Genomic DNA, 22,422 nt, shown 5'->3' with positions numbered 1-22,422 from the left:
CTTGGGAAGAAGAATGACTGATAAGAAATTGCCGCCGGGCCTGCATCCCGATACCTTGGCGGTGCGTGAGGCGGTGGAGCGCAGCCAATGGGGCGAGCACAGCGAAGCCCTGTACCTGGCCAGCAGCTTTGTGCAACCCAATGCCGAGACGGCCGCGCGCCGCTTTGCCGCGCTGGAGGAGGGCTATACCTACACCCGCACCGGCAACCCGACGGTGACCAGCTTTGAGCGCCGCCTGGCCGCGATGGAAGGCACCGAGTGCGCCATCGCCACCTCGACGGGCATGTCTGCCATTTTGCTGGTGGCACTGACCGTGCTGAAGACTGGCGACCATGTGATCTGCTCGCAGTCCATGTTCGGCTCGACGATCAAGCTGCTGGGCACCGAGATGGCGCGCTTTGGCGTGGAAACCAGCTTTGTGTCGCAAACGGATGTGGAGGCCTGGAAGGCCGCCATCCGGCCCAACACGCGCATGCTGTTTGCCGAGACGCCGACCAATCCGCTCACCGACCTGTGCGACATTGCCGCGCTGGCCGAGCTGGCCCATGCGCATGGCGCCTTGCTGGCCGTCGACAACAGCTTTGCCACGCCGGTGCTGCAGCAGCCAGCCAAGCTGGGCGCTGATCTGGTCGTGCATTCGGGCACCAAGTTCCTCGATGGCCAGGGCCGCGTGATGGCCGGCGCCGTCTGCGGCACCGTCGCGCTGGTCGACAAGGTCATGGGCACCTTCTTGCGCAGTGGGGGTCTGAACCTCTCGCCGTTCAACGCCTGGGTGGTGATGAAGGGCATGGAGACCCTGTCCTTGCGCGTCAAGGCCGAAAGCGCCGCCGCGCTGGAGCTGGCACGCTGGCTGGAAGGGCACCCTAAGGTGGCCCGGGTCTACTACCCTGGCCTGGAAAGCCACCCCCAGCATGCGCTGGCGATGCGCCAGCAAAATGGAATGGGCGGCGCTGTGCTGGCCTTCGATGTGGTGGGCCAGGGCGCTGAACAACTGCGCGCCAATGCCTTCCATGTGGTTGACAGCACCTTGCTGTGCTCGATCACGGCCAACCTGGGGGATGTGAAGACCACGATCACCCACCCGGCCAGCACCTCGCATGGCCGCCTGACCGAAGAGCAGCGCCAGTCCGCTGGCGTGGGCCAGGGCCTGATCCGCATTTCCGTCGGTCTGGAACACCTGGATGATTTGAAAGCCGACCTGTTGCGCGGCCTGGATACCCTGACATGAGCACCAAAGTACGTACCCGTTTTGCCCCGTCGCCTACCGGCTTTATCCATCTGGGCAATATCCGCTCGGCCCTCTACCCCTGGGCCTTTGCACGCGCCAACCAGGGCGATTTCATCCTGCGCATTGAAGACACCGATCTGGAGCGCTCCAACCAGGCCTCCGTTGATGTGATTCTGGAAGGCATGGCCTGGCTGCAACTGGACCCCAACGAGGGCCCGTTCTACCAGATGCAGCGCATGGACCGCTACAAGGAAGTGCTGGCCACCCTGCAAGAAAAGGGCGCCGTCTACCCCTGCTACATGAGCATGGAAGAGCTGGACGCGCTGCGTGAAAAGCAGATGGCCAACAAGGAAAAGCCGCGCTACGACGGCACCTGGCGCCCTGAAGAGGGCAAGGTGCTGCCGCCGGTGCCCGAAGGCGTCAAGCCCGTGCTGCGCTTCAAGACACCGCTGACGGGCGTCGTGGCCTGGGAAGACAAGTGCAAGGGCCGCATCGAGTTCCAGAACTCCGAGCTCGATGACCTGGTCATCGCCCGTCCCGATGGCACGCCGACCTACAACTTCTGCGTCTGCGTCGATGACATGGACATGGCGATTACCCACGTGATCCGTGGTGACGACCATGTCAACAACACGCCGCGCCAGATCCACATCTTTGAAGCGCTGGGCGCCGATGTGCCCGTGTTTGCCCACCTGCCCACCGTGCTCAATGAGCAGGGCGAGAAGATGAGCAAGCGCAATGGCGCCAAGGCCGTCACCCAGTACCGTGACGAAGGCTACCTGCCCGATGCGATGGTGAACTACCTCGCGCGCCTGGGCTGGAGCCACGGCGATGACGAGATTTTCTCGCGCCAGCAGTTCCTCGATTGGTTCAACCTGGACCACCTGGGCCGCAGCGCGGGCCAGTTTGACGAGGCCAAGCTGCGCTGGGTCAATGCCCAGCACATGAAGCTGACGCCCGATGATGAGCTCGCTGCCATGCTGACCCCGTTCATGAAGAACCTGGGTCTGGACAGCATCACCGTGGGTGATGGCCGCCTGCCGCGCATCTGCGCGCTGTTCAAGGACCGCTGCGATACCTTGGCGGACCTGGCGCAATGGGCCCGCGTCTTCTACCAGGACGTGCAGCCCAGCGCGGAAGACCTGAGCACCCATGTGACGCCCGAGATCATCCCGGTGATCGACGAGTTGCTGCAGGTGCTGCAAGAGGGCGATTGGAGCAAGGAGGCGATCAGCGCCGGCTTCAAGCAGGTGCTCAAGACGCACGGTATCAAGATGCCGCAACTGGCCATGCCGGTGCGTGTTTTGGCCGTCGGCACAGCCCATACGCCATCGGTGGACGCGGTGCTTGCATTACTCGGTCGTGAAAAAATTATCGAAAGACTGCAAAAGCGCTGAAATACACCCTATAATTCGAGTCTTCGGTGAGCAGCAACAAGTAAATTGTAAAACTTGCCGATACGGGGGTATAGCTCAGCTGGGAGAGCGCTTGCATGGCATGCAAGAGGTCATCGGTTCGATCCCGTTTACCTCCACCAAAGATTATCGGAAACGAGAAATCGGTTCTTAGGTTTTGACCCTATCGTCTAGAGGCCTAGGACATCACCCTTTCACGGTGAGTACCGGGGTTCGAATCCCCGTAGGGTCGCCAAGTTTGAAGCGCTTGATGCTATATAATAGCTAGCAAAGCTTCCTGCCAGGAGTGGTAGTTCAGTTGGTTAGAATACCGGCCTGTCACGCCGGGGGTCGCGGGTTCGAGTCCCGTCCACTCCGCCAGTTTGGTCAGTCGCTCGATGAGAAGCGCCTTTGATTAAGAGGGCGCTTTTTTAATCGATGGCCGCAAGGCAGGTCCAGGTTTTGACCCTATCGTCTAGAGGCCTAGGACATCACCCTTTCACGGTGAGTACCGGGGTTCGAATCCCCGTAGGGTCGCCAAGTTTGAAGCGCTTGATGCTATACAATAGCTAGCAAAGCTTCCTGCCAGGAGTGGTAGTTCAGTTGGTTAGAATACCGGCCTGTCACGCCGGGGGTCGCGGGTTCGAGTCCCGTCCACTCCGCCACAGTTTTAAAATTTGTTGAGATCGTTTCAGGACGCGAAGGCATCGCGAAGCTGTACTCAGGTACAGCGAGTGATGGCGACAAAGTCATGGAGCGATATCAGCAAATTGGGGGGTATAGCTCAGCTGGGAGAGCGCTTGCATGGCATGCAAGAGGTCATCGGTTCGATCCCGTTTACCTCCACCAATTAAACTTGTCTGAGGCATTGCACCAGCAATGCAGCGCAGGCAACGTTCTAGGATTGACCCTATCGTCTAGAGGCCTAGGACATCACCCTTTCACGGTGAGTACCGGGGTTCGAATCCCCGTAGGGTCGCCAAGTTTGAAGCGCTTGATGCTATACAATAGCTAGCAAAGCTTCCTGCCAGGAGTGGTAGTTCAGTTGGTTAGAATACCGGCCTGTCACGCCGGGGGTCGCGGGTTCGAGTCCCGTCCACTCCGCCACAGTTTTAAAATTTGTTGAGATCGTTTCAGGACGCGAAGGCATCGCGAAGCTGTACTCAGGTACAGCGAGTGATGGCGACAAAGTCATGGAGCGATATCAGCAAATTGGGGGGTATAGCTCAGCTGGGAGAGCGCTTGCATGGCATGCAAGAGGTCATCGGTTCGATCCCGTTTACCTCCACCAATTAAACTTGTCTGAGGCATTGCACCAGCAATGCAGCGCAGGCAACGTTCTAGGATTGACCCTATCGTCTAGAGGCCTAGGACATCACCCTTTCACGGTGAGTACCGGGGTTCGAATCCCCGTAGGGTCGCCAAGTTTGAAGCGCTTGATGCTATATAATAGCTAGCAAAGCTTCCTGCCAGGAGTGGTAGTTCAGTTGGTTAGAATACCGGCCTGTCACGCCGGGGGTCGCGGGTTCGAGTCCCGTCCACTCCGCCAGATTCCAAAAGCCTTCTTGTCATGCGGCAAGAAGGCTTTTTTCATGGCGGCGGCCTGTGCGCAGCGCCCAAGAAAAAGCCGATCAGCGGGTTGCGTCGCAGATCGGCTTTTTGCATGCCAAGGCCCGCAGGCCGGTGGGATTACTTGGGTGCCAGGCGAATGGCGCCATCGAGGCGAATCACTTCGCCATTGAGCATGTCGTTTTCGACAATGTGCTTGACCAGCTTGGCATAGTCCTCAGGGGTGCCCAGGCGGCTGGGGAAGGGCACGCCGGCGGCCAACGCATCCTGCACCTCCTGGGGCATGCCAAACAGCATGGGGGTGCCGAAAATGCCGGGCGCAATCGTCATGTTGCGGATGCCGCTGCGCGCCAGATCGCGGGCGATGGGCAAGGTCATGCCGACGACACCGCCTTTGGAGGCGGCATAGGCGGCCTGGCCAATCTGGCCGTCATAGGCGGCCACGCTGGCCGTCGAGATCAACACGCCGCGCTCGCCCGTGAGTTCCGGCTCATTCTGGGCCATGGCTTCGGCACAGAGGCGAATCATGTTGAAGCTGCCAATCAGGTTGACCGTGATGGTCTTGCTGAACAGCTCGAGCGAATGGGCACCTTTTTTGCCCACGGTCTTTTCGGCCGGTGCAATGCCTGCGCAGTTGACCAGGCCAAACAGCTTGCCCAGCGATACCGCCTTGGCAACCACCGCCTGGGCTTGCTCTGCATTGGACACATCGCATTGCACAAAGGCGCCGCCCAGCTCCTGGGCCAGGGACTGGCCTTTTTCTGCCTGCATGTCGGCGATGACGACCGTGGCACCCTCGCGGGTCAGCATGCGGGCCGTGCCTTCGCCCAGGCCCGAAGCGCCGCCTGTGACGATAAATACCTTGTTGGCGATGTGCATCGCTATGTCTCCTGGTTGTTGGATCGCTGCATCTTAGCCCAGAGCGGGGCGGCGAGCGGTCACAAAAAAAGCCCGCGAACGGGCTTTTCGTGACAGTGTGCGGGGCTTACTGGAAGCCGGCGCGGTCCAGCATCTGCTGCACCTTTGGCATGTTGCTGCCCACGGCGCTGATCGGGATGGTCTCGCTCTTGAACGGCTTGTTCTGGGTCATCGTCTTGAGTGCGGGGTTGTCGGTCTGCACATTCTTGGCAGCAGGCCACTCGTTGTTGCCGTTGGCAAAGTAGGTCTGCGCTTCCGGGCTGGCCAGGTACTCCAGGAACTTGACGGCATTGTCCTTGTTCTTGCTGTACTTGGCGACGGCACCACCGGCGATGTTCAGGTGCGTGCCCCAGCTGCTCTGGTTGGGAAACACCACGCTCACCTTGTTGGTGATCGCGACATCGTCAGGGTTGCTCGAACGCATCAGGCGGGCAAAGTAGTAGCTGTTGGTGATGGCGATATCGCATTCACCGGCGGCCACGGCCTTGATCTGGTCGGTGTCGCCACCCTTGGGTGGGCGTGCCAGGTTGTCCTTGACGCCCTGCAACCATTGCTGGGCCTTGGCCTCGCCGATGTGCTCGGTCACCGCGCCAAACAAGCTCAGGTTGTAGGGGTGCGAGCCCGAGCGGATGCAGATCTTGCCCTTGTTCTTGGGATCGGCCAGCTTTTCGTAGCTGTCGACATCTTCCAGCTTGACCTTGTCCTTGTTGTAGGCGATCACGCGGGCACGGGTCGAGAGGCCGAACCAGGTGATGCCGCCGTCCGCTTCGGGCTGGGCGCGCAGGTTGGCGGGGATCACTTCCTCCAGTTTGGCCGAGCGGATCGGCAGGAACAGGTTGTCCTTCTCGCCGCGGTACAGGCGCGCGGCGTCCACCATCAGCACCACATCGGCAGGGGAGGCGGCGCCTTCTGCCTTGAGGCGGGCCACAATGCCTGCGTCGTCCGAGTCCACACGGTTGATCTTGATGCCGGTCGCTTTTGTGAAGTTGTTATAGAGCGCCTCATCAGTGGCGTAGTGGCGGGCAGAGTACAGGTTGACCACTTCCTGGGCATGTGCTGCGGCACCTGCCGTGATGGCGCAAGCCAGTGCAAGGAGTTTGAAAGAATGCATAGGGCAAAACGTCTCTGTAAAGTTGGAGCAGCGATCTTAATTGAAACAAGAATTGTTTCTATTTAAACCATTGCGTTGCTTGTGCTTATTCAGATCGTCTTAAGTGCGGCCCTGTGGATGGCGCGCCAGCTCAGGCACAAAGCGGGCGGACAAAAAAAAGCCCAGCAAGGCCGGGCTTTAAAAGGATCCCAGAAACCAGGTTTCGAAAAGATCCAAGGAGACAACTGGGTGTGTTGAAATTTTCAACACCATGGGTAAATTATAGGGTTTACCCTTGAGTCTGTCCAGCGCGCTGGCGAATATTTGACCAAACTGTAGGTCTTGGGCAACGGCAGTGCGCTAAAGAGGCTCGCTAGTTAGCGCTTGCGGGCCGTGGCGGCGCTGACGGTGCCAGCAGCCTTGACGGCATTGTTGGTGATGGTGTTGAAGTTGGTTTCAGCCACTTCACCGGCTTGCTTGACCGCCTTTTGCACGGAGTCATACGCATTGTTGGCAGCAGCAACAGCGGTCTTCATCACGGCCACAGCGCTTTCGGAGCCAGCCGGTGCGTTCTTGGCAGCGGTGTCGACAAATTCGTTGAACTTGGACTGGGCTTCGACGGCCTTGTTCTCGAAGGCCTTGCTGAATTCCAGGCTGGTAGCAGCAGCGATTTCGTACAGGTGACGGCTGTAGGCAGCGGTCTTTTCGGCCATGGGTTGCAGCAGGCCGCTTTGAACGCTCAGCAGGTCTTGGGCGTTCTTGGCATCCAGTACAGCCGAGGTGTTGGCCGACACGTCGGACAATGCAGCGCGGGTCGCGGCCACATTCAGTTCCACCAGCTTTTCCACGCCTTCGAAGGCCTTGTTGGTCAGGCCCATCAGGGTTTCCAGATTCGCTTTGTGTGCAGCCAGGATTTGGTCAGGGGTCAATGCCATGTTCATACTCCGTCTCGTTAGAAGTGTTGAAGGTACAAATTCGGGCACGTGCTGTGCGCCGGGGGTTTGTGCATTGCTGTGAATTTGCTGCACTGCACAATGACTCTATTGTTGGGCATCTGCGCGCCTTTTGCAAGCCTTTTTTGTGCAGTGCAGCAAAAAAATCTTTTGGTTTGATTTCAATCATTTACCATTTGTTTAATTGGTTGATAGGGTAACGAATTAATCGTTTGGCAATCAGCTGAAATCGGCTTGCTCTGACGTTGTAATTGCCCCATGTGTCAGCACGATGGCAATGCCTTTGATGGCCTGCCATCGCCTGTCTCCGACGTGCAGCGACGCCCGGCACCAGCACTTCTACAATGCCTGCGAACTTTGTGACCAGGATGGCCAAGATGTCTTCTATGCAGCAGCACGCCGAGCGCCCCCAGCCCCAGCCCCGATCGGCCTATGCGCAGTTTGTGCGTGTGACCACCCGCTGGGCCGACAACGATGCCTATGGGCATGTCAACAATGTCGTGTACTACAGCTGGTTCGACACCGCCGTGAACCGCTTGCTGATCGAAAAAGGCGTGCTCGATATCGAAGCGAGCAGCAGCATTGGCCTGGTGGTGGAGACCCAATGCCACTATTTTGCGCCGGTGTCCTATCCGCAGGACGTGGACGTGGGCGTGCGCGTGGCGCATCTGGGCAAGAGCAGCGTGCGCTATGAACTGGCAATTTTTGTCGCCGGCCAGGCGCAAAGCGCTGCATGCGGGCATTTTGTTCACGTGTATGTGGACCGCAGCAGCCGCCGCCCGGTGGCGCTGCCCGATGCCACACGCCAGGCACTGGAGAGCTTGGAGCTGCAGTAAATAAGAGGCTTGCCCTGCCTGGCAGCAAGGCAGCGGGCAATCGCCTACACTTGCCGCTGTTGCGACCTTATGAAATAGGCGCTGGGTTGTGGATATGAGACATGGCGTCTGCCGCCAGCAGCCAAATAGGCTGCTGCATGGGTTGGCGCGCAACCCTGTGCTGCCAACCATGATTATCCAAAGCCTGCTGGACACCGACCTGTACAAGTTCACCATGATGCAGGTGGTGCTGCACCAGTTCCCCGGGGCCCAGGTGGAATACAAGTTTCGCTGCCGCAACCCCGGTGTGCAACTGGCGCCGTATGTGGACGAGATTCGCGCCGAAATCCAGCACCTGTGCAGCCTGCGTTTTGCCGATGACGAATTGGCTTATCTGCAATCGCTGCGTTTTATCAAAAGCGACTTCATCGATTTTCTGCGGCTCTACCAACTCAAGGAAAAATACATCACGGTGCTGCCGCTGCCCAGTGGCGAGATCGACATCACGATCACCGGCCCCTGGCTGCATACCGTGTTGTTCGAGATCCCGGTGCTGGCCATCGTCAACGAGGTCTACTTTCGCAATACCCAGCCAGAGCCCGACTGGGCTGAAGGACGCCGGCGCCTGGCAGGCAAGATCGAGGCCATGCGCGGGCCGGGGCTGGAGGCGCTCAAGATTGCCGACTACGGCACGCGCCGGCGCTTTAGCCATCGCTGGCAGCGCGAGGTGCTGGGCAGCCTGGTGGGGGGGCTGGGCGTGGCGACCCATCCGGCAATGCCCGGTGAGCGCCTTGGCCAATTGGCTGGCACCAGCAACACCTTGTTTGCCAAACAGCTGGGCCTGACCCCGCTGGGCACCATGGCCCATGAATACCTGCAGGCCTGCCAGGCGCTGGGCCCGCGCCTGCGCGAGAGCCAGATCTATGGCTTTGACATGTGGGCCAAGGAGTACCGGGGCGACCTGGGCATTGCGCTGTCCGACGTCTATGGCATGGATGCCTTTCTGCGCGACTTTGACCTGTACTTCTGCAAGCTCTTTGATGGCGCGCGCCATGACAGCGGCGACCCTTTCAGCTGGGGCGAGCGCCTGATCGCGCACTACAAGCTGCACAAGGTCGATCCGCTGACCAAGATCCTGATCTTTAGCGATGCGCTGACGATACCGCGCACCATTGCGTTGTTCGAGCGCTTTGAGGGCCGCTGCCAACTGGCCTTCGGCGTGGGCACCAACCTGACCAATGACCTGGGCTACGAGCCGCTGCAGATCGTCATCAAGATGACGCGCTGCAATGGCCAGCCGGTCGCCAAGATCTCGGACACGCCGGGCAAGAGCATGTGCGACGACGAAAAATACCTGGCCTACCTGCGCCAGGTGTTCAACCTGCCCCCCAGCCAGCACATCCCCCCGCAAGGCGTGGCCCCCGCCCCCGCACGTGCGGGTTAATCGGGATGGCTGCCGCCTGCCGCAGCCTGCATTGGGGCTTGGCCGCTGACTAAAATCACCGGGCTGCGTGCGCCTGCCGGACGGTGTTGGGCTGCCATGCATGAATAAGCACAAACACAAGGAGCAGGTTATGGGGCAGCAGTATGGGGTCTGGGGCAGGGCGGCGGTGGGCGCTGCGGTGCTGGCGCCCGGGTGGGCCGGGGCGGCCACCATCAACGGGGCCGAACTCTCTGTTTTCTGGGGCATTCCCTTTGCCGGAATTTTGCTGTCGATTGCGCTGATGCCGCTGTTTCTGCCCAGCTTCTGGCACCACCATTTTGGCAAGGTGGCCGCTTTTTGGGCGCTGGCCTTTTTGCTGCCCTTCGCAGCGGTCTTTGGCCCGGGGCTGGCCGTTGGCAACCTGGCCCATGCACTGGTGGCTGAATACATTCCCTTTGTGATCTTGCTGACGGCCTTGTTCACCGTCTCGGGTGGTATCTATATCCGCGGCAATCTGCATGGCTCGCCGGGTTTGAACACGGCCATCCTGGCCATTGGCGCAGTGCTGGCCAGCTTCATGGGCACGACCGGCGCGTCCATGCTGCTGATCCGCCCGCTGATCCGGGCCAACGATGCCCGCCGCAGCTGCGCGCATGTGGTGGTGTTTTTCATCTTCATCGTCTCCAATGCCGGTGGCTCGCTCACACCGCTGGGTGATCCGCCGCTGTTCCTGGGCTTTTTGAAGGGCGTGGATTTTTTCTGGACCGTGCGCCATATCTTTGCCGAGACCCTGTTCCTCGTCGGCGCGCTGCTGGTCATCTTCTACCTGCTGGACCGCTATATGCTGCGCTTTGATGCGCAAAAGCCCCGCAGCGATCCGACGCCCGACACCCACAGCCTGGGCTTTGAAGGCAAGATCAATTTTGTGCTGCTGGGCGCTGTCGTGGCCCTGGTGCTGCTGAGCGGCTTTTGGAAGTCCGACCTGCAGTGGGACATTGCCGGCGTGGCCGTGGGCTTGCCGTCCGTCGTGCGTGATCTGGGCCTGATTGCGGTGGCCGTGCTGTCCTACAAACTCACGCCCGCGTCGGCCCATGCGGCCAACCAGTTCGACTGGGGCCCGATGCAGGAAGTGGCCAAGCTGTTCGCCGGCATTTTTCTCACCATCATCCCCGTCATCGCGATGCTGCAGGCGGGCGCCAACGGTCCCTTTGGCGCGGTGGTGCGTGCGGTAACCCGGCCCGATGGCTCGCCCGACCCGGCGATGTACTTCTGGGCTGCGGGCCTGCTCAGCAGCTTTTTGGACAATGCGCCCACCTACCTGGTGTTCTTCAACACCGCCGGGGGTGATCCCCAGGTGCTGATGACCTCGATGGCGACCACCTTGGCCGCGATTTCGGCGGGTGCCGTCTTCATGGGCGCGAACACCTATATCGGCAATGCACCCAATATGATGGTCAAGGCCATTGCCGAAAGCCGTGGAGTGCGCATGCCCAGCTTTTTTGGCTACATGGCCTGGTCGTGCGCCATCCTGGTGCCGCTGTTTGTCGTGATGACTTTTATCTGGTTCCGCTGAACCCCCGAGGAAACTGCCGATGTCCCGCCCGAAAATTCTGATTGCCCGCGCCATTTCGCCCGAAGTGGTCACCGTGCTCGAGCAGCACTTCGATGTCCGCTCCAACCAGGACGACATCGCCTGGTCGCCCGCCGAGCTGGCCGAGCGCCTGCAGGGCATGGATGGCGTGCTGACCACCGGCTCGCAGCGCATCGATGCGGCCTTGCTGGCCGCCTGCCCGCAGCTGCAGATCTGCGCCAACATGGCCGTGGGTTACAACAACTTTGATGTGGCCGCGATGACGGCAGCCGGCGTGCAGGGCACGAATGCGCCCGACGTGTTGACCGAGACCACGGCCGATTTCGGCTTTGCGTTGCTGATGGCCACGGCCCGCCGCATCACCGAGAGCGAGCATTTTCTGCGTGCCGGCCATTGGAAGGACTGGCGCTATGACCTGTTTGCCGGCGCCGAAGTGCATGGCAGCACCCTGGGCATTCTGGGCATGGGCCGCATCGGCCAGGCCATTGCCCGGCGCGGCGCGCATGGCTTTGGCATGCAGGTGGTCTACCACAACCGCTCGCGCCTGTCTGCCGAGCTGGAGGCCGATTGCAAGGCCCGCTATGTGAGCAAGCAAGAGCTGCTCAGCACTGCTGACCACCTGGTGCTGGTGCTGCCCTACACCCCCGAGGCCCACCACACGGTTGGCGCAGCCGAGATCGCCAGCATGAAGCCTAGCGCCACGCTGATCAACATCGCGCGCGGCGGCATTGTGGATGATATGGCGCTTGCCAAGGCGCTGGCGAGCAAGACCATTGCCGCCGCCGGCCTGGATGTGTTCGAAGGCGAGCCTGCGGTGCATCCCGATCTGCTGGCGCTGTCCAACGTGGTGCTGACGCCGCACATCGCCAGCTCCACGATGGGCACGCGCCGGGCCATGGCCCAGCTGGCGGCTGACAACCTGATCGCCTACCTGGGCGGCCAGGCGCCGGTCACACCCGTCAACCGCCTGGAGCACAGCCGCCGCAGCGCCGCCTGAACGCAAAATATTTCAATAAACATGGCTGTTTGTGCCCACCAGACGGGTGCAAGCAGCTATTATTTTTGCAGTCTTCTCAAACACGGGGAACGGTTGTGAATCTGGATCTGGATCGGTCGCTGCTCAGCCTGGTGCTGCTGGCCTTGGTACTGCTGGCGGTGCTGGCCAACCTGCTGGTGCTGCTGTTGCGCCGGCCCAAAGCCGATCTGGGGGAGGCCTGGCTGCAGCAGCAGGAGCGCCAGGCCCGCGACCAGCAGCAGACCGTGCAGGCGCTGGCGCGCAGCGAAGGCGCGCTCAGCCACCTGTCGCAGCACCTGAGCCTGCAGTTGCGCGAGTTGAACCAGGGCAGCCAAGATGTGATGGGCGAGTTCCGCGAATCGCTGGAAGCGCGCATGGCGCAAAGCCTGGCTGAATCGCGCCTTGGGCGCCAGGAGCTGGCCCAGGCGCTGGCCGGGTTCGAAACCCAGCTCGCCCAGCGCCTGGCCCACCTCGATGCGGCCATCAACCAGCGCCTGTCGGTGCTCGATACCTCGCTCACCCAGCGCGTCGATGCGCTCACCCGCGCCAACCACCAAAGCCTGGCCACCCTCAAGACCGATGTGCAGTCGCACCTGGCGGGCATGCAGGACGGGGTGGGGCGCCAGCTGGCGCAGCTGCTGCAGGCCAACCAGCAGCAGGCCGAGCAGCTGCGCGGCACGCTCAACGAGCGCCTGGCCAGCATCCAGAGCGACAACGCCAGCAAGCTCGAAGAGATGCGCAAAACGGTGGATGAAAAGCTGCATGCCACCTTGGAGCAGCGCCTGGGTGAATCCTTCAAGCTGGTGAGCGACCGGCTCGAACAGGTTCACAAGGGCCTGGGCGAGATGCAGACGCTGGCGGGCAGCGTGGGTGACCTCAAGCGCGTGATGACGAATGTGAAATCGCGCGGTACCTGGGGCGAGCTGCAGCTGGGCATGATCATCGACAACGTGCTGACGGCCCAGCAGTACGCCAGGAACGTCAAGACCGTGCCGGGCAGCGACGAGATGGTAGAGTTCGCCATCCGCCTGCCGGGCCACAGCGATGACAAACCGGTGTGGTTGCCGATCGATTCCAAGTACCCGGTCGAGCACTACCAGCGCCTGATGGATGCGCAAGAAAGCCTGGACAAGGCGGCGATCCAGTCGGCCAGCATCGGCTTTGAAAATTCGATCCGGCTGGAGGCCAAGAAGATCTACAGCAAGTATGTCTCGCCACCCAACACCACCGATTTTGCGGTGCTCTACCTGCCCACCGAGGGGTTGTTTGCCGAGGTGATGCGCCGGCCGGGTCTGGTCGAAGCCTTGCAGAACGACTGCCGGGTCATGGTCTCGGGCCCAGCCAACCTGGCAGCGATGCTCAGCAGCCTGCAGATGGGCTTCAAGACCTTGGCCATCGAAAAGCGCAGCTCCGAGGTGTGGGCGGTGCTCGGGCAGGTCAAGACCGAGTTCAACAAGTTTGGCGATGTGGTGGAGGCCACGCGCAGGTCGCTGGACCAGGCGGCCAAGAAATTCGAGCAGGTCGATGTGCGCACGCGCGCCATCCAAAAACGGCTCTCGCATGTGCATGAGACACCCGTCGCTGGCGAGCTGGGCCCGTTGACCACCGATACGGACGAAGGCGACAGCGCAGCGGCCCTGACTTAGCCGACAATGCAGGCCAAGCAAGTGCCAGTTGCCCACGGTGCTGAAGGGAACGCGTGAATCGCGAGTTGATACGGCTGATCATCGGCCAGTTTTTTGTCCATACCTGTATGACAGGTACGCGCTTGGCAGCCCCGCTGCTGGCCCTGCGCGATGGCCATACCCCCGGCGCGGTGGGGTTCTTGCTCAGTCTGTTTGCGCTGACCCAGGTGTTCCTGGCGCTGCCGGCGGGCCGCTACGCAGACCGGCATGGCTTCATGAAGCCGATGCTGGCCGCCATTGCGCTGGCCTTTGCCGGCACTGCCATTGGTGTCGCTTTTCCCCGTTTTGAAGTCCTGTGCGTCGCGGCGCTGCTCACGGGGGCGGGCTGCGGCATCTCCATCATTGCGCTGCAGCGCCATGCGGGCCGCGTCGCCCATGAGGCCAGTGAGCTGCGCCAGATCTTCAGCTGGCTGTCGCTGGGCCCGGCGATTGCCAATTTTCTGGGGCCGATGGTCACCGGGCTGATCATTGACCACTCGACCGGCCAGGCCGGCAACAACCTGTCCTACCGCATCGCTTTTGCGGTGCTGGCGCTGTTCTCGGTGGTGGCCTGGTGGTGTGTGCGCAGCGCCCAGGAGATGGAGCCCGCGCCCGCCAAAAGCGATGGCCAGCCCCACCATGCCTGGGACCTGCTGCGCGAGCAGTCCTTCCGCCGCTTGCTGATTGTCAACTGGTTGGTCGCCTCTTGCTGGGATGTACACACCTTTGTCGTGCCGCTGCTGGGCCATGACCGGGGTCTGTCGGCCTCCGAGATCGGTGCCGTGCTGGGCGTGTTTGCGTTGGCGGCCTTTGTGATCCGGGTGCTGCTGCCCGCCATCTCGCGCCACCTGCGCGAGATGACCGTGGTGATGGCCGCGATGGTGCTCACGGCTGCGATTTTTGCGATCTACCCGCTGATGCCCAATGCCTGGGCGATGGCTTTTTGTTCGGCCTTGCTGGGCATCGGCCTGGGCAGTGTGCAGCCGATGGCCATGAGCATGCTCCACCAGATCACCCCCGAGGAGCGCCACGGCGAGGCCGTGGGCCTGCGGCTGATGCTGATCAATGGCTCGAGCGTCTGCATGCCGCTGATGTTTGGCGCCGCAGGGGCGGCCATTGGGGTGGGCGGGGTTTTCTGGGTAATGGGCGGCTTGGTGGGCGCGGGCTCGCGCATGGCCTGGGTGCTGGGCAAAACGCCCTTGCCCAACTTCCGGGTGCTCGACAGCAGCCACAGCGCAGAACCGGCCAGCCATGCGGTGGGTGAGAAACAGGCCCAGCCGCCCCGCGAGCCCTGATCTTGGCGCACGACTCGCCTCTGGTGGCCGCCCAAGCGGCTAAACTGCAAGGCTTGTATGGGGGGATCAAAGCATGATGGATGGATTGGTATCCGGGCGCATACTGGGTCAGCCGGTCGAGCGCAGCAGTAAAACCGGCAAGCCGTATGCACTGGCCAAGGTGCGTGCCAATGCGGGCGCGGGCGATGGCGAGATGCTGATTGTCAACGTCATCGCTTTTGACGATGCGCCGGTCGCAGCGCTTTTGGGCCTGGGCGACGGCGACAGCATCTGCCTGTCGGGCAGTCTGACCCCCAAGGTCTGGGTCGACCGCGATGGCGTGACCCGCCCCAGCGTGGACATGGTCGCCCACCAGGTGCTGACCGCCTACGGCGTGGCCCGCAAGCGCGGCGTGGCCGGTGATGCGGACTTTGACCCTGCCGCCTGAACCCATCAGGGGTGTGGGCGGGCACGTACAATCTGGCGCAGCATGACTCCATCTTCTCCCGCATCTTCTCCAGCTGCTTCGCGCGGCCTGTTTATCAGCTTTGAAGGCATTGACGGCGCCGGTAAATCCTCGCATATCCAGGGCTTGCACGATGCCTTCCTGGCCGCAGGCCGCCACGTGGTGAGCACGCGCGAGCCCGGTGGCACGCCGCTGGCCGAAAAGCTGCGCGCGCTGTTCCTGCAAGAACCCATGGATGCCTTGACCGAGGCTTTGCTGGTGTTTGCGGGCCGGCGCGACCACCTGCAGCAGGTGATCGAGCCGGCGCTGGCCCGGGGCGATGTGGTGCTGTGTGACCGTTTTACCGATGCCACTTTTGCCTACCAGGGCGCCGGGCGCGGCTTTGACCTGCAGGTGCTGCAGGTGCTCGAGCGCATGGTGCAGGCCCGGCCCGAGCTGGGTGAGGGCGCGCTGCGCCAGCCTGACCTGACCATCTGGTTTGATCTGCCCACCGAGGTGGCCGCCGAGCGCCTGGCCGGTGCACGTGCCCCCGACCGTTTTGAGGCCGAACCCCAGCAGTTTTTTGCCCGCGTGGCCGCCGGTTATGCCGAGCGCGCGCTGGCGCAGCCCGCGCGGTTTGCGCGCATCGATTCGCACCAGCCCAAGCCGGCGGTGTGGCAGGCGGTGCGCCAGGCCGTAGCAGCCCAGGGTTGGCTGCCGGCCAGCAAAGTGGAGGGCTGATATGGCCACCGCCAAGAACACTGCAGCAGCCGAGCCCGTAGCCGCAGCACCGGCGCCCACCGCGCCCTGGATTGCCCAGCAACGCGAGCAGCTGCTGGCCCAGCGCGGCCATGCCTGGCTGCTGCAAGGCCCCTCGGGCCTGGGCCAGTTCTCGCTGGCCATGGGCCTGGTGCGGGCCTGGTTGTGCGATGCACCGACGCCCCAGGGCGCCTGCGGCCACTGCGCCAGCTGCCATGCGATCGATGTGCATGCCCACACGGACCTGTGTGTGCTGATGCCCGAGACCGAGATGCTGGCGCTGGGCTGGCCGCTGCCCGAAAAGGCCCAGGCGGACATTGACGACAAAAAGCGCAAGCCCAGCCAGGAAATCCGCGTCGATGCGATGCGCGATGCGGTGGAGTTCACGCAGCGCACCTCGGGCCGGGGCAAAGGCAAGGCGGTGCTGGTGTTTCCGGCGGAAAAAATGAATGCGGTCACTGCCAATGCGCTGCTCAAAACGCTGGAGGAGCCACCGGGCGATGCCCGCTTTGTGCTGGCGACCGAAGCCGCGCACCAGCTGCTGCCCACGATCCGCAGCCGCTGCCTGGCGCACACCATGCAGTGGCCCGATACCGCATCGGCCCGCAGCTGGCTGGTGGCGCAGGACGTGCCGGCAGACCAGGTCGACGCGCTGCTGCAGGCCGCAGGCGGTCGCCCCGACGATGCGCTGGATCAGATGCATGCCGGCCGCTCGCCCCAGGTCTGGAGGAAGTTGCCCAAGGATTTGGCCAATGGCCAGCCCGGTGCCTTGTCCAGCCTGTCGGCGCCCGAGGTGGTCGATGCGTTGCAAAAGCTCTGCCATGATTTGCTGATGCTGCGTGTGGGGGCCGCGCCACGGTTTTTTGACGCGGCCGATTTGCCTGCGCCCCCGGCGCTGGCGGTGCTGGCGCGCTGGAGCAAGGCTTTGACGCAGTCGATGCGCACGGCGGCGCACCCCTTCAACCAGGGGCTGATGCTCGAAGCACTGGTCGCGCAGGCGGCCAGCGTGCTGCAGTCGCGGCGCTAAGCGGGGTCCATCTGCCGGTGTAACAGGCCGCTGATGTGGCCTGTGTTTGCGCTGGCATCTGGAAATAGGCAGCAAAATTTGGTTATCCTTGGAATCTATGAACAGTCCTACCCCTGTACCGGGCACGGCCAGCGCTCGCCCAAGCGTGCTGCAATTGGCCATCAAGGAAAAGGCCGCGCTCTATGCCGCCTACATCCCCTTGTTCAAGGAAGGGGGCATCTTTGTCCCCACGCCCAAGGACTATGCACTGGGCGACGATGTCTACCTGCTGCTGACCTTGCCCCAGGATCCGCAGCGCTACCCCATTGCCGGCAAAGTCGGCTGGGTGACTCCGGCAGGCGCCGGTGGCAACCGCACCCAGGGCATTGGCGTGCGCTTTCCCAAAGATCCCAAGACGGATGAGCTGCGTTACAAGATTGAACAGATCTTGGGCACGGCCTTGCAGGCTGACCGCGCCACGCAGACCATCTAAGAACCTGTTCAAAGTCTCTACGCAGCCGCGTTGGAGCGCAATCGGGATGAGTTCGAAGGGATGGAACGCAGCTTGCACCGGGGTGCAAGCAAGGGCCAGCGCGCAGAAATCGTCCGATTTCACTCCAACCCGTAGGGACAGTGGCTTTGCGCTGCCCGGGAAGGGGCGCCCGGCGAGGGCCGCCCGGGCAGGGGCGGTCTGCGTTGTTGCCAATCCTCGCAATAGCTGGGCTATTGCTGCGGTGTTGCGCGGCTGGGCGCCCCCCTAGCATCCCATCTCGCAAAGACACTGTCGCGGCGCGAGGAGACATTGAACAGGTTCTAAGCACTGGATTCGACCCTGTCCCACCCCGATTTCTTAGCCGGGCTGACAGGGTTTTACGGTGGTCGCGACCGTCGGAGCAGCCGGAGCGGGGACAATGGCAGCAGTTCTTTGTATTTGGACTGCGGCGCTTTGAGCGTCTGCAGCGTTGACGATTGATGTTCACCGACTCCCACTGCCACCTCAACTTTCCCGAGCTTGTTCAGGACCTGCCTGCCATCCGCGCCAAGATGGACGAGGCGCGGGTGACCCGCGCGCTGTGCATCAGCTGCACGATGGAGGAGTTTCCCGACGTGCATGCGCTGGCGATGCGCTATGACAACTTCTGGTGCAGCGTGGGTGTGCACCCCGATACCGAAGGGCTGACCGAGCCCAGCGTGCAGGACCTGGTCGAGCGCGCGGCGCTGCCGCGCGTCGTGGCCATTGGCGAGACAGGCCTGGACTACTACGGCATGGAAGACCGCAAGGGCGGCCGCACGGTGGCTGATCTAGAGTGGCAGCGCGAGCGCTTTCGCACGCATATTCGCGCGGCCCAGCAGGTACGCAAGCCGCTGGTGATCCACACCCGCAGCGCATCGGATGACACCTTGCGTCTGCTGCGCGAAGAGGGCGAGACCGGTGGCGCCCATGCCGCAGGCGGCGTGTTCCACTGCTTTACCGAGAGCATGGAAGTCGCCCGCGCGGCGCTGGACCTGGGTTTTTACATCTCGTTCTCGGGCATCATCACTTTCAAAAAGGCGCAGGATCTGCGCGATGTCGCGGCCTTTGTGCCCGAGGACCGGCTGCTGATCGAGACCGACAGCCCTTATCTGGCGCCGGTGCCGTTTCGGGGCAAGACCAATACGCCCGCCTATGTGCCGCATGTGGCCGCGCAGATTGCGCAGGTGCGCGGCACCAGCGTGGAAGCGGTGGCCGAGGCCACCAACCGCAATTTCGATCGACTCTTCAGCGGAGTGCTGTCATGAAGCTGCCTGCTACACCTGGTTCTTTGTCTGTGCTTCGAGCGGCCTGCGCGGCGGCCCTGTGGCTGGCCTGCGCGGCCGCGCAAGCGGGCTCGTATGACGATTTCTTCACCCGCATCATCCGCGATGACGCCAAGGGCATCGAGGCGCTGGTGCAGCGCGGCTTTGACCCCAACACCGTGAGCGAGAAGGGCGAAACGGGCCTGACGCAGGCCTTCAAGCTCGACTCCTACCGCGCGGCCAAGGGCATGATTGCGCTGCCAACCACCAATGTGAACCTGGCCAATGCCAAGGGCGAGACACCGCTGATGATGGCTGCCATCAAGGGCCAGGTCGATCTGGCCAAGGCCTTGATTGCCCGGGGCGCCGATGTGAACCGCGAGGGCTGGACGCCGCTGCACTATGCCGTCTCGGCCCCGAGCGAAGATGGCTCCGACCTGCAGATGGTGGCGCTGCTGCTGGAGCACCACGCCTATATCGATGCCGCATCGCCCAATGGCACCACGCCGTTGATGATGGCCGCCCAGTACGGCACACGCAGCGCCGTGCAACTGCTGATCAAGGAAGGCGCCGACCCCAAGCTGAAAAACCAGCAGGGACTGACGGCGAGTGACTTTGCCACCCGCGCCGACCGCTCGGAAGTGGTGACCTGGCTGAGCCAGGCCGGCGCCGCAGCGCCAGGCGCGGGTGCCAGCGCAGGGACAGGCGCAGGTGCAGGTGCAGCCGCTGCAGGCAGCACGGCCGCGCCCAAGCCGCAGCCCGGCGCCTATGTGCCGCAAAAGCCCGCATTCCCGCAGGAAGGCCGGCGCAAGATCCAGAGCAACTGGTAAGGCTGCGGGCGGCGCTGCCCCCGTTGCCCATGTCGTGTTTGCACCCGCTGTGGGCAGGGGCTTGACATTCACACCATGGCAATCTTTAGAGTTCCTGCCATGGATAGAAAGACTCCCGCCATGACTGCCCAAACCACCCCATCCGCCACCCCGCTGCTGCAACTGCCGATCGAGGGCATGACCTGCGCCTCCTGCGTCGGCCGGGTCGAGCGCGCCTTGCAGGCCGTGCCCGGCGTGCAAAGCGCCCATGTCAACCTGGCCACCGAGCAGGCCAGCCTGCAACTGGGCGACCAGGCCCCCGCCGCCCAGGTGCTGGAGCAGGCGCTGGCAGCGGTCCACAAAGCCGGCTACAGCGTGCCTGTGCATGCGCTGGAGCTGGAAGTCGAAGGCATGACCTGCGCCTCTTGCGTGGGCCGCGTGGAGCGCGCGTTAAAAGCCGTGCCCGGCGTGCAGACCGCCGCCGTGAACCTGGCTACCGAACGGGCCACGGTGCAGCTGACGGCGGGCGTGCATGCCGAGCAGCTGATGGCTGCTATTGCCAAGGCCGGCTATACCGCCCGCACTGTGCCGCAGGTGGGTGAGGCCAGCGAGGCGGCCGATGCCCATGATGCGCAGAGCCAGCGCCAGCAGCAAGCGCAAAACGGGCTGCTGCGTGACCTGTGGCTGGCGGCCTTGCTGGCCGCGCCGGTCTTTGTGCTGGAGATGGGCGGCCACATGCTGCCGGGCTTTCACCACTGGGTGGGCCAATGGCTGCCCCAGCAGAGCAACTGGCTGCTGCAGTGGGTGTTGACCAGCCTGGTGCTGGCCGGGCCGGGCCGGCGCTTTTACCGCCTGGGCCTGCCTGCGCTGGCGCGGGCCGCGCCCGATATGAACTCGCTGGTGGCAGTGGGCACCTTGTCGGCCTATCTCTATTCGCTGGTGGCCACCTTTGCGCCTGGCGTACTGCCAGCGGGCACCGTGCATGTCTATTTCGAGGCCGCGGCGGTGATCGTAGTGCTGATTTTGCTGGGCCGCTGGATGGAGGCACGCGCCAAGGGCAATACCTCGGCGGCGATCAAGCGCCTGGTGCAGCTGCAGGCCAAGACGGCCTGGGTGCTGCGCGATGGCGATTGGCAATCACTGGCCATTGATGCGGTGCAGCCCGGCGATACCGTGCAGGTGCGCCCCGGCGAGCGCATCCCGGTCGACGGCCGGGTGACAGATGGCGAGAGCTATGTCGACGAATCGATGATCAGCGGTGAACCCGTGCCGGTGCACAAGACCAGCGGCGCCCTGGTGGTGGGCGGCACCATCAACCAAAAGGGCGCCTTGACCCTGAAGGCCACCGAAGTGGGCGGCAACACGGTGCTGGCGCAGATCATCCGCATGGTGGAGCAGGCCCAGGGCGGCAAGCTGCCGATCCAGGCCGTTGTGGACCAGGTGACCATGTGGTTTGTGCCCGCCGTGATGGCCGCTGCCGTGCTGACCTTTGTGCTCTGGCTGTTGCTGGGCCCATCGCCCGCGCTGAGCCTGGCCCTTGTCAATGCGGTGGCTGTGCTCATCATTGCCTGCCCTTGCGCGATGGGCCTGGCGACGCCCACCTCGATCATGGTGGCCACCGGCCGCGCCGCCCAGCTGGGGGTGTTGTTCCGCAAGGGCGAGGCGCTGCAGCTGCTCAAGGACGCCCAGGTGGTGGCCGTGGACAAGACCGGCACCTTGACCGAGGGCCGGCCCGCGCTGACCGACCTGGTGCTGGCCCCCGGCTTTGAACGCGCGGCCGTGCTGGCGGCGGTGGCCGCCGTTGAGAGCCAGTCGGAGCACCCGATTGCGCAGGCCATCGTGCAGGCTGCCCAGGCCGAAGGCCTGCAGTTGCTGCCGCTGTCCGGCTTTGAATCGGTCACCGGTTTTGGCGTGCGTGCCCAAGTGGGCGCTGCGCGGGTCGAGGTAGGTGCAGACCGCATGATGCGGCAATTGGGCGCTGATGTGGCGGTGTTTGCTGACGAGGCTGCCCGTCTGGGCGCCGAAGGCAAGACGCCGCTGTATGCCGCCATCGATGGCCAGCTGGCCGCCATGATCGCCGTGGCCGACCCGATCAAGCCCACCACACGCGCTGCGATTGAGGGCCTGCATGCGATGGGCCTCAAGGTAGCGATGATCACCGGCGACAACCGCCGCACCGGCGAAGCGATTGCCCAGCAGCTGGGCATTGACGAGGTGGTGGCCGAGGTGCTGCCCGATGGCAAGGTGGCGGCCGTCAAGCGGCTGCGGGCTGCGCATGGTGCGCTGGCCTATGTGGGCGATGGCATCAACGATGCGCCTGCCTTGGCCGAGGCCGATGTCGGCATTGCCGTGGGCTCGGGCACCGATATCGCCATCGAGTCGGCCGACGTGGTGCTGATGGGCGGCGACCTGCGCGGCGTCGTGACTGCCATCGGGCTCTCGCGCGCCGCCATGCGCAATATCCACCAGAACCTGTTCTGGGCCTTTGCCTACAACGTGGCGCTGATCCCGGTCGCCGCGGGCCTGCTGTACCCGGTCAATGGCACCCTGCTGTCGCCGGTGTTTGCGGCAGGGGCGATGGCGCTGTCGAGCGTGTTTGTGCTGGCCAATGCCTTGCGGCTGCGCCGTTTTAGCGTCTAGATAAGGCTGCTAGACATGAAAAAACCCCGCAGACACCAAGCCTGCGGGGTTTT

Annotated in this window: 18 protein-coding genes and 11 tRNA genes; 26 read left to right on the top strand and 3 right to left on the bottom strand. The window is 63.0% G+C overall.

What is annotated here, in order from left to right; genetic code table 11:
* Positions 1-13: 13 nt before the first annotated feature.
* The 13 genes from F0Q04_RS16000 (at position 14) to F0Q04_RS15940 (ending at position 4,171) form a co-directional block, all read left to right on the top strand.
* Positions 14-1,228 (top strand): O-succinylhomoserine sulfhydrylase, encoded by a 1,215-nt coding sequence (locus F0Q04_RS16000; RefSeq protein ID WP_182342082.1) that lies wholly within the window; start codon positions 14-16, stop codon positions 1,226-1,228.
* Positions 1,225-2,625 (top strand): glutamate--tRNA ligase, encoded by a 1,401-nt coding sequence (gene gltX / locus F0Q04_RS15995; protein ID WP_116924126.1) that lies wholly within the window; start codon positions 1,225-1,227, stop codon positions 2,623-2,625. The genes F0Q04_RS16000 and gltX overlap by 4 nt, the downstream gene beginning before the upstream one ends.
* Before the next feature lie 64 nt (positions 2,626-2,689).
* Positions 2,690-2,765: transfer RNA gene (locus tag F0Q04_RS15990), tRNA-Ala, on the top strand.
* 37 nt (positions 2,766-2,802) lie between these two features.
* Positions 2,803-2,878: transfer RNA gene (locus tag F0Q04_RS15985), tRNA-Glu, on the top strand.
* 48 nt (positions 2,879-2,926) lie between these two features.
* Positions 2,927-3,003 (top strand) — tRNA-Asp (locus tag F0Q04_RS15980).
* Positions 3,004-3,086: 83 nt separating this feature from the next.
* Positions 3,087-3,162: transfer RNA gene (locus F0Q04_RS15975), tRNA-Glu, on the top strand.
* A 48-nt stretch (positions 3,163-3,210) separates the two neighbouring features.
* Positions 3,211-3,287, top strand: a tRNA-Asp gene (locus F0Q04_RS15970).
* Positions 3,288-3,395: 108 nt separating this feature from the next.
* Positions 3,396-3,471, top strand: a tRNA-Ala gene (locus tag F0Q04_RS15965).
* A 57-nt stretch (positions 3,472-3,528) separates the two neighbouring features.
* Positions 3,529-3,604 (top strand) — tRNA-Glu (locus tag F0Q04_RS15960).
* 48 nt (positions 3,605-3,652) lie between these two features.
* Positions 3,653-3,729 (top strand) — tRNA-Asp (locus F0Q04_RS15955).
* 108 nt (positions 3,730-3,837) lie between these two features.
* A tRNA-Ala gene (locus F0Q04_RS15950) sits at positions 3,838-3,913 on the top strand.
* 57 nt (positions 3,914-3,970) lie between these two features.
* Positions 3,971-4,046, top strand: a tRNA-Glu gene (locus tag F0Q04_RS15945).
* Between the two features lie 48 nt (positions 4,047-4,094).
* Positions 4,095-4,171: transfer RNA gene (locus F0Q04_RS15940), tRNA-Asp, on the top strand.
* 140 nt (positions 4,172-4,311) lie between these two features.
* On the opposite strand, the gene F0Q04_RS15935 is transcribed toward F0Q04_RS15940, so the two are convergent.
* The 3 genes from F0Q04_RS15935 to F0Q04_RS15925 form a co-directional block, all read right to left on the bottom strand.
* Positions 4,312-5,070, bottom strand: coding sequence for a 3-hydroxyacyl-CoA dehydrogenase (locus F0Q04_RS15935; RefSeq protein WP_116924125.1), 759 nt, complete (start codon positions 5,068-5,070; stop codon positions 4,312-4,314).
* Between the two features lie 106 nt (positions 5,071-5,176).
* A complete protein-coding gene (locus F0Q04_RS15930) occupies positions 5,177-6,220 on the bottom strand; it encodes an extracellular solute-binding protein (protein ID WP_116924124.1) in 1,044 nt (347 codons plus the stop codon).
* A 356-nt stretch (positions 6,221-6,576) separates the two neighbouring features.
* Entirely contained in the window at positions 6,577-7,134 is a 558-nt protein-coding gene (locus F0Q04_RS15925; RefSeq protein WP_116924472.1) for a phasin family protein, read from the bottom strand.
* A gap of 395 nt (positions 7,135-7,529) precedes the next feature.
* Here F0Q04_RS15925 and F0Q04_RS15920 point away from each other — a divergent pair, with 395 nt between their 5' ends.
* From F0Q04_RS15920 to F0Q04_RS15860, 13 genes are all read left to right on the top strand, one after another.
* Entirely contained in the window at positions 7,530-7,988 is a 459-nt protein-coding gene (locus F0Q04_RS15920) for an acyl-CoA thioesterase (RefSeq protein ID WP_232539367.1), read from the top strand.
* Positions 7,989-8,157: 169 nt separating this feature from the next.
* The gene (pncB, locus tag F0Q04_RS15915) at positions 8,158-9,411 is read left to right on the top strand and encodes a nicotinate phosphoribosyltransferase (RefSeq protein ID WP_182342079.1); all 1,254 of its coding nucleotides are present in this window, start codon (positions 8,158-8,160) and stop codon (positions 9,409-9,411) included.
* Between the two features lie 130 nt (positions 9,412-9,541).
* Positions 9,542-10,963 carry a sodium:proton antiporter gene (locus F0Q04_RS15910; RefSeq protein WP_116924123.1) on the top strand — a complete coding sequence of 474 codons (1,422 nt, stop codon included), beginning with the start codon at positions 9,542-9,544 and terminating at the stop codon, positions 10,961-10,963.
* 19 nt (positions 10,964-10,982) lie between these two features.
* Positions 10,983-11,978 (top strand): 2-hydroxyacid dehydrogenase, encoded by a 996-nt coding sequence (locus F0Q04_RS15905; protein WP_182342076.1) that lies wholly within the window; start codon positions 10,983-10,985, stop codon positions 11,976-11,978.
* 176 nt (positions 11,979-12,154) lie between these two features.
* Positions 12,155-13,642 carry a DNA recombination protein RmuC gene (gene rmuC, locus F0Q04_RS15900; protein WP_420093986.1) on the top strand — a complete coding sequence of 496 codons (1,488 nt, stop codon included), beginning with the start codon at positions 12,155-12,157 and terminating at the stop codon, positions 13,640-13,642.
* Between the two features lie 53 nt (positions 13,643-13,695).
* Positions 13,696-14,955: an MFS transporter gene (locus F0Q04_RS15895; protein ID WP_182342072.1), complete on the top strand. Its 1,260-nt coding sequence runs from the start codon at positions 13,696-13,698 to the stop codon at positions 14,953-14,955.
* Between the two features lie 73 nt (positions 14,956-15,028).
* On the top strand, positions 15,029-15,382 hold the full coding sequence (locus F0Q04_RS15890; protein ID WP_116924119.1) for a single-stranded DNA-binding protein: 354 nt from the start codon (positions 15,029-15,031) through the stop codon (positions 15,380-15,382).
* 42 nt (positions 15,383-15,424) lie between these two features.
* The gene (tmk, locus tag F0Q04_RS15885; protein WP_116924118.1) at positions 15,425-16,120 is read left to right on the top strand and encodes a dTMP kinase; all 696 of its coding nucleotides are present in this window, start codon (positions 15,425-15,427) and stop codon (positions 16,118-16,120) included.
* 1 nt (position 16,121) lies between these two features.
* Positions 16,122-17,165 carry a DNA polymerase III subunit delta' gene (locus F0Q04_RS15880; RefSeq protein WP_182342070.1) on the top strand — a complete coding sequence of 348 codons (1,044 nt, stop codon included), beginning with the start codon at positions 16,122-16,124 and terminating at the stop codon, positions 17,163-17,165.
* Positions 17,166-17,262: 97 nt separating this feature from the next.
* Entirely contained in the window at positions 17,263-17,637 is a 375-nt protein-coding gene (locus F0Q04_RS15875; protein ID WP_182342068.1) for a PilZ domain-containing protein, read from the top strand.
* Positions 17,638-18,116: 479 nt separating this feature from the next.
* On the top strand, positions 18,117-18,923 hold the full coding sequence (locus F0Q04_RS15870; protein ID WP_182342066.1) for a TatD family hydrolase: 807 nt from the start codon (positions 18,117-18,119) through the stop codon (positions 18,921-18,923).
* 29 nt (positions 18,924-18,952) lie between these two features.
* Positions 18,953-19,750: an ankyrin repeat domain-containing protein gene (locus tag F0Q04_RS15865; RefSeq protein WP_313900089.1), complete on the top strand. Its 798-nt coding sequence runs from the start codon at positions 18,953-18,955 to the stop codon at positions 19,748-19,750.
* A 120-nt stretch (positions 19,751-19,870) separates the two neighbouring features.
* Positions 19,871-22,369 (top strand): heavy metal translocating P-type ATPase, encoded by a 2,499-nt coding sequence (locus F0Q04_RS15860; RefSeq protein ID WP_182342063.1) that lies wholly within the window; start codon positions 19,871-19,873, stop codon positions 22,367-22,369.
* Positions 22,370-22,422: the final 53 nt, after the last annotated feature.

It is taken from the genome of Comamonas koreensis (genome assembly GCF_014076495.1).
Lineage (GTDB): Bacteria > Pseudomonadota > Gammaproteobacteria > Burkholderiales > Burkholderiaceae_C > Comamonas > Comamonas squillarum.
The sequence above is the reverse complement of the archived record's forward strand: the minus strand, read 5'-3'. Positions and strand labels throughout refer to the sequence as shown.